Raw genomic sequence first — 10,037 nt, 5'->3', positions numbered from 1 at the left:
GCGCGCGCCGGCGTCGACCAGCTGCGCTTCGTCAAGCCAGTTGTCGACGACGTCTTTTTCTTCCTCGCGCAGGGTGGCCAGCAACGCTTGGTATTCGCTATTCATGAAGTTCCTCTGGATTTTTTAGGGTCGTCCGCGTGAAACGACGGGGGCTGCATGAACGAGCAAGTGCGACCTGCGGAGATGTGACGTTTCACATTACAGATCGTAGCTGTTGCAAACGCTTGCTAAGGGTGTTTCGCAAATGCCCGATGCCGTCACTTGGCGTAGGCGGGCGCCTACGTGCTCAGCGCGCGGGCTACCGCACGCCCCCTCGCGCCCCCTCGCGCCCCCTTGCGCGGACGGCCGATTGAACGCAGGCGCAGCGGGCAGTGCAATGTCTTTTGACATGGCAGCCGACCCGGCAACCGGCCCGCGGCTCAGGAGAACGGCAGCACCTTCACGTCGAACACCCGCTCGCCGAGCCAGATGGCCGCCACCAGCACCGCCAGCGCCGAGCCGCCGCGCAGCACCAGCGGCGGGTAGCGCCGCCAGTGGCGCAGCGCCAGCAGCGCGACCAGCACCACGGCCACCACCATCAGCTGGCCGGCCTCCACGCCCAGGTTGAACTGCAGCAGCGCCACCACGAAGTCGCGCAGCGGCAGGTCGAGCTCGGCCAGCGCGCCCGCGAAGCCGAAGCCGTGGATCAGCCCGAACAGGAAGCTGAACAGCTTGCGCCGCCCGCGCAGCACCGGGTAGATGTTGTCGATGGCGGCCAGCATGATGGTGAGGGCGATGCCCGGCTCGATGATGCGCGGCGAGATGGTCACCACCTTCAGCCCGGCCAGCGCCAGCGTGATGGAGTGCGCGATGGTGAACATGGTGACGATGCCCAGCATCGGCCACACGGCCTCGCGCCAGCCGATGACCGGCTCCCAGCCCTCGGGCCGGCGGCGCAGCACGGCCGGCAGCAGCAGGCACACCAGGAACAGGATGTGGTCGTAGCCGATGAGGATGTGGTGGATGCCGTCGCGGAAGAAGCTGATGTCCGATGCGCCCGCGTTCGTGGACACGTTGGCCGATGCGCCCGGCCACGGCACCTCGACGGGCCCGGCCGACGGGTCGAGCGAGCGCACCGTGGGCGGCGCCGCGCCGTCGGCTTCCATGCGCAGCAGGCCGCGGTGGGTGGGGTCGACCTCGTGGAACAGGCGGTAGTCGATGCTGAGGGTGCCGCCCGCGGTCGTAGTCGTAGCCGTGGTCGCGGCGGTGGCGGCGGCGGCGTCGGTGCAACGGCCCTGCAACTGCAGTACCAGGTACGCGCCGTCGATGCGGTCCTCGATGGCGGCCGGCTGCGCCTCGGCCAGCGCGAGCGGGCATTGGCCCTGCTGCAGGCGCAGGCGCGGGAGCACGTAGGCGCGAATGTCGGGCAGGCGCGTGCGCACCTCGCCCCAGCTCAGCTTGCGGTCGGTGTTGGCGTCCAGCTCGAGCAGGGCGTCGAGGTCGCGCAGCGCGATGTCCCAGCGCACATCGACAGCATTGACGGTGCCGGCACTGCTGGCGGTATCGCCGCTGCGGTGCAGCTGCAGGTAGGCGTCGCTGGCCTTGTGCGCATGGGCCGGCGCCGCGCCGAAGAGCAACGCCGCCAGCGTCAGCAGCGGCAGCAGGAAGCGCAGGGCGCGCTCACAGCGTTGCATCGACACGCGCATCCTTCAGTCCGATCTGTTGCATCAGGGCCTTCACTTCGCCGCGTGCGGCATCGTTCTTGGCGGCCGCGGCGGCGCGCGCGAACACCAGCAGGTCGATGGGTTCGCGCTGCAGCTTGACGTTCAGCCGCGCGAGTTCGAGCGCGCGCTTCGGGTCGTTCTGCACGTCGAGCGCGAACATGGCTTCTTCGCGCGCATGCAGCGCGGTGGTGCCGGGGCGCAGCGCGGAGGCCTCGAAGCGCTGGCGCAGTTCGTCGGCTTCGGCCTGGGCGCTCTTGTCCTGCGCGGCGGCGGCCGCGATGGCCAGGCGCAGCAGCACGGCGTCGCTGCGCGCCTCCTTCGCCAGCAGGCCGGCAATCTCGGTGTGCCGGCCGGCGCGCTGCAGGTAGTCGCTGTAGGCCAGCAGCAGGTAGCCGGACGGCTGCGCGGCCATGGCCTTGCGGTAGGCGGCGTCGGCCTGGGCCGGGCGCCCGGCCAGTTCCTCGACCTCGGCGACGCTGGTCAGCAACCACTGGCGCGTGCCCGCCTGCGCGGCACCGGCCAGCGCGGGGTTGGCGAGCAGCTGCTGCAGCGTGTCGCGTGCCTCGTCGTGCCGGCCGCGCAGGCCGGCGTTCTCGGCCAGGCAGGCCACGCCGTAGAGCGTGGGACCGACGCGGCCCAGCGCGCGGCAGGCCGCGTCGGATTCGTTGTAGCGGCCACGCACCCGCAGGATGGTGGCCAGCGTGATCCAGCCCTGGGCCTCGTTGGGCTGGCGTGCCAGCGCGGTCTTCAGCGTGGCCTCGGCCCCGTCGAAATCGTGCAGGAACTGGGCGATGGTGGCACGCATGACCAGCACGGCCGGTGGCGTGTCGGCCGCGGGCCTGGCCTCCCAGGCCTGCAGCGCGCCCATGGCATAGCCGGCGTAGCGCGCGTCGCCCTGGTCGCGCGCCAGGTTCAGGTAGGTGGTGGCCGCCTCGATGGCGGTCGCCGGGTCGTTGGGCCGGTGCACCAGTTCGCGGCGCAGGCGGCGTTGTTCGCTGGACCAACCGGCGACGGCGGGCAGTGTTTCCACCACCACGTCGTCGCTGGCCGGCACGCGCGGTACGGCATGCGCCGTGACGGCGAGGAGCCACGCCATCGCGCCGATCAGCACCGGCATCCATGCCAGCAGTGCCAGGCGTTGCCGCATGGCGCGCGTGCAAAGGACGCGGGGGCTGCTGAAGGTGCTGTAGTTGCTGAGGGGGCCGGCTCGCATGGCGTGCTGCCTGTGCCTACGGCGTGGCGACCGGGTCCTTGGTCTCCGAGGTGGGCGGCGGGTCGAACTGGGCCACGTTGGCCGCGTCCTCGTTGTCGACCTTCGTGGCCACCAGCGCCACGATGTAGGCGACGAAGGTGTCGTAGGCGCTGACCTCCACCGGCGGCTGGCCGTCCTGCGGGGGTGGCGTGGTGCCGACCGGGAACGGGTAGAAGCTGCTGCCGCCGCCACCCCCGCCGCCGCAGCCGCCGAGGCCCGCAAGGGCCGCGGCGACCAGCACGGCGCCGGTGGCGCGGGACAGTCGTTGCATGTTCTTCATGGCGTGCCCCTTGTTCACTGCGCCGGCGCGGCGTTGACGGCGCCGGGCAGCGGTGTGTTCAGGTACGGGAAGGCGGCGGGGAACTGCGTGGGGCTCTGCAGCGCGCCGTCGGTGATGGCCGCGCCGCCGGCCGGTGCGTCGGCGGGCTTGCAGCCGACCTTCAACGCGTCGTTGGCGCCCGTCAGCACGCACAGGGCGCCCATGGCCACGCGCAGCTCGATGTCCACCACGTCGTCGCCCGGGCGGCGGCCGTTCGGAAAGCCCGCGCCGTCGCCGCCGGCCACGCCGAGGTTGCTCTGGCTCGCCATGGGCGTGGGCGCGGTGATGGTGTTCAGCCGCAGCATTTCCGAAGGCTTCACGTTGGCCGGCTTGTTCACGCCGTCGATGCCCGTCAGGAAGGCCGCGACCAGGTCGGTGCGCGGGAAGTTGGTGGGCGCCGGGGCGCTGGGGTACAGCGTCTGGATCAGCGCAGGCAGCGTCGGGTTGGTCACGTAGGTGGCGAACTGGCCGTCGTCCGCGGGCCTGGAGCTGTTGAAGGTGTCCTTGTCCTTCAGGCCGATGACCACTTCGTTGACCAGCGGCATGCCCAGTCGCGACACCTGCGCCCAGGCGCCGCCGTTGAGCGTGGTGGTGCCGTGGCCGCTCTTGGGCGGGCTGGCGATCAGGCGGCCCTGGCGGGCGCTGGCCGTGGTCCAGCCGCCGATGATGGTGCCGTTGCCGCCCGCGGTGAGGCAGGCGATGGGCACTTCGAGCGCCATGGTCGACACGTTCTTCTGCGCCAGCGCGTCGGGGTTGCCGTTGGTGGTGCCCAGCGGGTTCAGGTTGATCAGGTCGAACACCTGGCCCAGCGCCACGGTGAACGGGTCCTTGCGCTGGCCGGCGAACACGCGGCCCGGCGTCGAGCAGCCCGGGATGTTGACGCTGTACAGGTGCTGCGCCGCGTAGGTGGCATAGCCGCCGGGGCCGCCGAAGGTCTTCTCGCCGATGTTGTCGGTCGGGCGGTCGAACACCGCGGCGCCGTTGGCGGCGTTGGTGACGGGCTCGGCCCGGCCCTTGCGGCGGTCGCCGCGCACCACGGTCAGGGTGAAGGTTTCGCGCAGGTTGCTGGTGGCCTGGTTGGGGCCGGTGATCGCGCCGGCCTGCACCAGCGGAATGGACACCTGCTTGCCCGAGATCGGCAGCTGGATGTCGCGCAGCGTGTTGGTGAAGCGGAACTGGAAGGTCAGCGCCTCGGTCGCGCCGCCGGTGTTGTCGATGTGGATCTCGTACAGCCCGTTCGGGTCCATCGTGAAGTAGTTGGGGCCGCCGTAGGGGCTCTGGTCAGGTTGGTAGTTGGCGATCAGCGTCACGAAGTCCTGGCGGTTGGGCTCGTAGCTGCGGAACATGTAGAAGTCGGTGGCGTCCAGCTTGGGCATGCCCGCGATGGAGGGCGCCTCGCGGTGGCTGGAGGCCAGGGCACCTGTGGCGGCAACCGCGCACAAGGCGAGAACACAGGCCCGGACGGGCGTAGGCAGCAATCTCATCGGCGTCACCTCGGATAGTGAAATGTTGGAATGGGCACGAACGACTCACGCGGCACAGGTGGGTGCGCCGGCGTTGTCTGAGTACGGCCAACAAGTTCAGCTGGATGTGTGAATGCGCCTAGGTAGTTACGCGCATTGCCGATGCCGCGGCGCAGGCGCAAACGCGTGCGCCCGCGGTCTTGGAGGTCAGGTCGCCCAGATCCGCGGCGTGGCCGCGCTGAGCTGCCACAGCTCATGGCGCCACGCCAGCCACACCTGGCGCAGCAGCTGCATCGCGGGCTCGACCACCGGGGCCAGCACGCGCAGCACCACCACCTCGGCATGCGGGCTGGTGGCGCCCGCGCTGTCGAACAGGGGGCTGGCCTCGAGCGCTGCGCGCGCGTGGGCCAGCAGTGCGTCGCGCCGCGCGCGCGCCACCGGCGAGCCCGCCACGAAGAACAGCGAGGCCATGCAGCGGTGTCCGCCCAGGCCGATGGGGCTCTGCAGCAGGCGGTGGTCGGCCGCGTCGATGCGCCCGCGCTCCAGCCACGTGCCGGGCACCTCGATGTGCTGCAGGTAGCTGCCGCGCTCGAAAGGCTGGTTGGCATTCGGCAGGCCGAGCGCGGTCACGTCCCAGCCGATCAGCTCGGCGCCGGGTGCGACTTCCATCGACAGCCGGTTCTCGGCCTGGCAGCCGCTGTAGCAGATGGCTTCCAGCGGCAGCCATTCGAGCCGAGCGCCGGCCGCGAGCCGGATGCGCGTGCGCTGCAGCGCCAGCTCGCCCTCAGAGCGGTAGAAGCGCGAGGCGCCGGGCGTGGTGATGAGGCCGTGGCTGCCGTCGGCGGCCTCGATGTCGATGTCCAGCGTGTCGCCGCCCACCAGCCCGCCCGGCGGGTGCACCAGCACGTTGTGGCACACGGTGTCGCCCTCGGGGTACAGGCTCTGCAGGATGCGCAGCGGTCCGTCGTGGCGAAAGCGCGCGACGGTGCGTTCGGCCTCTTGTTGGTAGGCGAGGTGGAGACGGGCGTGCCAGGGCATGCAGCGAGTCTAGAGGCAGCGCCCGGCCGTTTTCGTCAGGGCAGCAGCACGATCGCGCCCGTCACCGAGCGCCGTTCGGCCGCCTTGTGCGCCTCGGGCGCATCGGCCAGCGCAAAACGCGCACCGACGGCCGCGCGCACCGCGCCCGAGGCCATGGCGTCGAACACGTCTTTCGCGTTCGAGCGGAAGGTGATCGGGTCCGCGTTGTGCGGGAACACCGAAGGCCGCGTGAGGAACAGGCAACCCTTCTTGTTGAGCAGCTCGGGGTCGATGGCCGGCGCCGGGCCCGAGGCCGCGCCGTACAGCACCACCATGCCGAAGGGCGCGGTGCAGTCCAGCGAACCCAGGAAGGTGTGCCTGGCCACCGAGTCGTACACCACGCGCGCCTTGCGCCCGCCGGTGGCGTCGATCACCTGCTGCACCCAGTCGGCGTTCGAGTAGTCGATGGCCACGTCGCAGCCCGCGGCGCGCGCGGCCTCGCACTTGGCGGGGGAACCCGCGGTGCCGATGACGGTGGCGCCCAGCGCCTTGGCCCAGCCGCTCAGAATCTGGCCCACGCCGCCCGCGGCCGCGTGCACCACCACGATGTCGCCGGGCTGCACCGCGTGCGTCTTCTTCACGAGGTACTGCGCGGTCATGGCCTTGAAGAACACGGCTGCCGTGTCCTCGTCGGAAATGCCGTCGGGAATGCGCACCAGCTTGGCCGCCGGCACGTTGCGGCGCTCGGCATAGGCGCCCACGCCGGCGTTCATGTAGGCCACGCGGTCGCCGATCTTCAGGTCGGTCACGCCGTCGCCGAGTGCCTCGACCACGCCCGTGGCCTCGTGGCCCAGGCCGGAGGGCGAGGGCAGCGGGTACTTGCCGCTGCGCTGGTAGATGTCGATGTAGTTGAAACCGATGGCGGTCTGGCGCAGTTGCGCGTCGCCGGCGGCGGGCGCGGGCAGGTCGACGGTTTCCAGGCGCATGGACTCGGGGCCGCCGAAGTCGGCGACGCGAATGGCGCGGGTGAGGGTAGGGATGCGGGTGGGAATGCGGGTGGCGGAATGCGAAGGCTGGGTCATGAGGGGGCTTGCTCCTGTGTCTCGTTGGCCATGCTCGGGCATGGTCGGCCGACGCGATTCTGGGCGAAGCCGCAGACCCGGGTGCGCGCGGGTCTTTCAGGTGGTCAAGCCTTCCACGCTCCGTCGTGCGCCGCGCTGGCCTCGTCGATCAGCGCCGGGCCGATGCATTCGATGCCGTGCGGAGAAGCACGGAACACGTCGCGGCACGACAGCTCGGCGTCGCGCTGGTCCTGCCGCTCGCCGCGGAACACGCGCAGTCGTTCGGCGTCGATGCCGAACACCACGCGCCCGATGTTCGACCAGAAGATGGCACCCGCGCACATCACGCAGGGCTCGCCCGACGCGTACAGCGTGGCGCCCGCGAGTTCTTCGCGCGAGATGTTGCGCCCGGCCAGCGCGCGCAGCGCATTGACCTCGGCGTGCGCGGTGCAGTCGCCGGTTTCGGTGTTGCTGTTGGCGGCCTCGGCCAGCACCTCGCCCGAGGCCGAGACGATGACCGAGCCGAAGGGCCGGTTGCCCCGGCGCCGCGCTGCGTGCGACCAGACGATGGCCTTGCGCAGGTAGCGGCCATCGCGCTCGTCGAGCGTGTTTTCGGCGGGGTAGGAGGCGGTGCTGGCGTGCATGTTGTTGTTGAAGTTCATGCTGGATGTTTTTCGATATCAAGTGGATCAGGTCAATCAGGTCAAGGCCGGAAGGTTGCGTTCACTGCGCAATGGGAGCATCGAAGTGTTGAAGATGGCGTCGGACGCGGGCTTGACCTTCAGGCCGAACACATCGACCACCTCATCGACCTGCTGCTCGAGCGTGAGCTTCTTGATGTCGCCCAGGCCGTGGCCGCGCGTATCGGCCGCGCCCACGTACTGTGCGGTCACGGCCCAGCGCGCGAGCTCGACCTTCTCATCGAGGATGGGCTCGCGCTGGCGCATGGCCGCGATGCTGGGCCCCGGGTTGACAAAGGTCTCGACGATGGCGCGGTTGGTCGCGCGCAGGAAGGCGGCCACCACCTTCGGGTTCTGCGCCACCAGGTTGCTGCCCGCGAGGATGGCGTTGCCGTACAGGTTCACGCCCGCGTCCGCGTACTTGAGCACCGACAGGTCTTCGGGCTTCATGCGCGCGAACAGCGACATGGCGGAGTCGTGGAAGTAGGTGGCGGCATCGACGTCGCCGCGCACCATCACGTTGTCGCGCGCGCTGAAGTCGGTGGTCTGCCACTGGAAGGCATCGGCGCGCATGCCCTGCTTGCGCGCCACCATCGGCCAGGCGCGGCGCGTGGACTCGACCGCGGCGGCCGCCACCTTCTTGCCCTGCAGGCTCTTGAAGTCGCTGGTCACGCCGCGGTCCTTGCGCCCGATGATCACGAACGGTGCACGGTTGTAGTACTGGTACACGGCCTGCACCATCGGCGTGCCCGGGTTCTGCGCGTTGAACTCCACCAGCGAGCTGATGTCGCCCAGGCCCATCTGGTATACGCCGCTGGCGATGCGCGTGATGGAAGCCACCGAGCCCGCGCCGGTGTCGATGCTCACGTCGAGGCCCTCGTCCTTGTAGTAGCCCTTGGTCATCGCAAGGAAGAAGGGCGCGGTCTGTCCGTTGATGCGGAAGTCGAGCGTGAACTTGAGCGGGGTGAGCTTGCCGCCGCCCTGCGCGAAGACGGAAGGGGCGGCAAGTGTGGCGGCGGTGGCGGCAAGGAAAAGTCGGCGTTGCATGTGGGGCCTCGGATCTTCAGGTCTTGAATCCCCCTGCAGGGCAGAAGGCGCTTCAAGAGCAATTTCCGGGCGGGCGCACGTTCGTGGTGCGTGCGCTGCTGAACGCTTCTACTCTTGCAGGGCGTGATGCACGACGCATGCCAAGCGCGATGCCAGCCGGTTTTGCTCGGGCATTGCATTCGGGGCTTGGAGGCGTGGGCCGGCCGCGCCACAATCCGGGCGCGCAACTTGCGAGGCAGGTTGCGCAGAGTAGAAGCGTTCAGTCGCGCGATGCCACACGGGTTCCACGAACCCTCGGCACGCAGGCAGGAAATTGCTCTTTCACGTTCGTCCCACACGACCACAGAAGGAGTCCGCGCATGCTCGTTACCCAACAACCCGTCTTCCGCAAGTTCTGGCATGCCGTCATGCCGCTCACCGAACTGGCCCACGGCCCCAAGCCTTTCAGGCTGCTGGGCGAAGACATCGTTCTCTTCATCGATTCCAGCGGCGAGCCCGCCGCGCTGCGCGACCGGTGCTGCCACCGCACCGCCAAGCTGTCGAAGGGCTGGTGCGTGGACAGCGAAGGCCAGGCCTGCGGCACCGGCGCCATCCAGTGCGGCTACCACGGCTGGACCTACGACCGCAGCGGCCAGGTCGTCCGTATTCCGCAGTACGAGCCCGACCGAAAGATCTCGCCCGAGTACAAGACCACGGCCTACCGCTGCACCGCGCGCTACGGCTATGCATGGGTGGCGCTGGAAGAGCCCATTGCCGACATTCCGGTGATTCCGGAGTTCGACGACCCGGGCTACCGCACCATCTTCCAGTTCTACGAAGAGTGGCAGACCAGCCCGATGCGCGCGCTGGAAAACTCCTTCGACAACTCGCACTTCAGCTTCGTGCACCGCGCCACCTTCGGCGTGGCCGCGAGCCCGAAGCCGAGCAAGTACGAGCTGGTGGAAAACGAGTCGGGCTTCTACGCCGAGACGGTCATCGAGGCCACCAACCCGGTGAAGTTCCACGCGATCAGCGGCGTGACCGACCCCATCACCACGCGCCACATGCGCAACGCCTACTTCCTGCCGTTCTCGCGCCGGCTGGACATCGAGTACCCGAGCGGTGTGCGCCACATCATCATCAACTGCTTCACCCCCATCGACGACGGGCGCATGCAGCTGTGCCAATGGCTGTTCCGCAACGACACCGAGGCCGATTGCGCGGCGCAGATGCTGATCGACTTCGACGATGCGGTCACGCGCGAGGACAAGGACATCCTGGAGTCGACGGACCCTGATGCGCTGGTCGACACGCGCCGGCGCGGCGTGGAGTATTCGATGGAGTCCGACCGGCCGGGCATGCTGATTCGCAAGCACCTGATGCAGTTGCTTGCGAAGCATGGCGAGGCGGAGGTCTACCGCGGGATGAATGCGGTGATACCGATTGCCAAGGCTGCCTGACTGATGTGTGGGGGGACCGCGCCGTCGTGAGCGTTATGCGCGGCGGTCGTTGATCG

Annotated in this window: 9 protein-coding genes; 1 reads left to right on the top strand and 8 read right to left on the bottom strand. The window is 69.3% G+C overall.

Annotation, left to right across the window (positions count from 1 at the left end; all coding sequences use genetic code 11):
* Positions 1-419: 419 nt before the first annotated feature.
* The 8 genes from QTI51_RS35405 to QTI51_RS35370 form a co-directional block, all read right to left on the bottom strand.
* A complete protein-coding gene (locus tag QTI51_RS35405) occupies positions 420-1,673 on the bottom strand; it encodes a HupE/UreJ family protein (protein ID WP_286517703.1) in 1,254 nt (417 codons plus the stop codon).
* Complete coding sequence (locus QTI51_RS35400; protein WP_286517702.1) at positions 1,660-2,916, bottom strand: tetratricopeptide repeat protein; 1,257 nt, start codon at positions 2,914-2,916, stop codon at positions 1,660-1,662. The genes QTI51_RS35405 and QTI51_RS35400 overlap by 14 nt, the downstream gene beginning before the upstream one ends.
* Positions 2,917-2,932: 16 nt before the next feature.
* Complete coding sequence (locus QTI51_RS35395) at positions 2,933-3,226, bottom strand: hypothetical protein (RefSeq protein ID WP_286517700.1); 294 nt, start codon at positions 3,224-3,226, stop codon at positions 2,933-2,935.
* A gap of 23 nt (positions 3,227-3,249) precedes the next feature.
* Positions 3,250-4,758 carry a DUF4331 domain-containing protein gene (locus QTI51_RS35390; RefSeq protein ID WP_286517697.1) on the bottom strand — a complete coding sequence of 503 codons (1,509 nt, stop codon included), beginning with the start codon at positions 4,756-4,758 and terminating at the stop codon, positions 3,250-3,252.
* A 186-nt stretch (positions 4,759-4,944) separates the two neighbouring features.
* Positions 4,945-5,775 (bottom strand): urease accessory protein UreD, encoded by an 831-nt coding sequence (locus QTI51_RS35385; RefSeq protein WP_286517695.1) that lies wholly within the window; start codon positions 5,773-5,775, stop codon positions 4,945-4,947.
* Between the two features lie 35 nt (positions 5,776-5,810).
* Positions 5,811-6,836, bottom strand: a complete 1,026-nt coding sequence (locus QTI51_RS35380; RefSeq protein WP_286517694.1) for a quinone oxidoreductase family protein — start codon at positions 6,834-6,836, stop codon at positions 5,811-5,813.
* Positions 6,837-6,940: 104 nt separating this feature from the next.
* Entirely contained in the window at positions 6,941-7,459 is a 519-nt protein-coding gene (locus QTI51_RS35375; protein WP_503011574.1) for a nucleoside deaminase, read from the bottom strand.
* A 54-nt stretch (positions 7,460-7,513) separates the two neighbouring features.
* Positions 7,514-8,542 carry an ABC transporter substrate-binding protein gene (locus QTI51_RS35370; protein ID WP_286517690.1) on the bottom strand — a complete coding sequence of 343 codons (1,029 nt, stop codon included), beginning with the start codon at positions 8,540-8,542 and terminating at the stop codon, positions 7,514-7,516.
* A 359-nt stretch (positions 8,543-8,901) separates the two neighbouring features.
* Here QTI51_RS35370 and QTI51_RS35365 point away from each other — a divergent pair, with 359 nt between their 5' ends.
* The gene (locus QTI51_RS35365; RefSeq protein WP_116914225.1) at positions 8,902-9,981 is read left to right on the top strand and encodes an aromatic ring-hydroxylating dioxygenase subunit alpha; all 1,080 of its coding nucleotides are present in this window, start codon (positions 8,902-8,904) and stop codon (positions 9,979-9,981) included.
* Positions 9,982-10,037: the final 56 nt, after the last annotated feature.

It is taken from the genome of Variovorax sp. J22G73 (assembly GCF_030317035.1).
Lineage (GTDB): Bacteria > Pseudomonadota > Gammaproteobacteria > Burkholderiales > Burkholderiaceae_C > Variovorax.
This window is presented reverse-complemented; position numbering and strand designations above follow the sequence as displayed.

Excerpts from the sequence above, each read along its gene's own strand:
- QTI51_RS35405 (WP_286517703.1), bottom strand. The coding sequence starts at position 1,673 with ATGCAACGCTGTGAGCGCGCCCTGCGCTTCCTGCTGCCGCTGCTGACG.
- QTI51_RS35400 (WP_286517702.1), bottom strand. The coding sequence starts at position 2,916 with ATGCGAGCCGGCCCCCTCAGCAACTACAGCACCTTCAGCAGCCCCCGC.
- QTI51_RS35395 (WP_286517700.1), bottom strand. The coding sequence starts at position 3,226 with ATGCAACGACTGTCCCGCGCCACCGGCGCCGTGCTGGTCGCCGCGGCC.
- QTI51_RS35390 (WP_286517697.1), bottom strand. The coding sequence starts at position 4,758 with ATGAGATTGCTGCCTACGCCCGTCCGGGCCTGTGTTCTCGCCTTGTGC.
- QTI51_RS35385 (WP_286517695.1), bottom strand. The coding sequence starts at position 5,775 with ATGCCCTGGCACGCCCGTCTCCACCTCGCCTACCAACAAGAGGCCGAA.
- QTI51_RS35380 (WP_286517694.1), bottom strand. The coding sequence starts at position 6,836 with ATGACCCAGCCTTCGCATTCCGCCACCCGCATTCCCACCCGCATCCCT.
- QTI51_RS35375 (WP_503011574.1), bottom strand. The coding sequence starts at position 7,459 with ATGCACGCCAGCACCGCCTCCTACCCCGCCGAAAACACGCTCGACGAG.
- QTI51_RS35370 (WP_286517690.1), bottom strand. The coding sequence starts at position 8,542 with ATGCAACGCCGACTTTTCCTTGCCGCCACCGCCGCCACACTTGCCGCC.
- QTI51_RS35365 (WP_116914225.1), top strand. The coding sequence starts at position 8,902 with ATGCTCGTTACCCAACAACCCGTCTTCCGCAAGTTCTGGCATGCCGTC.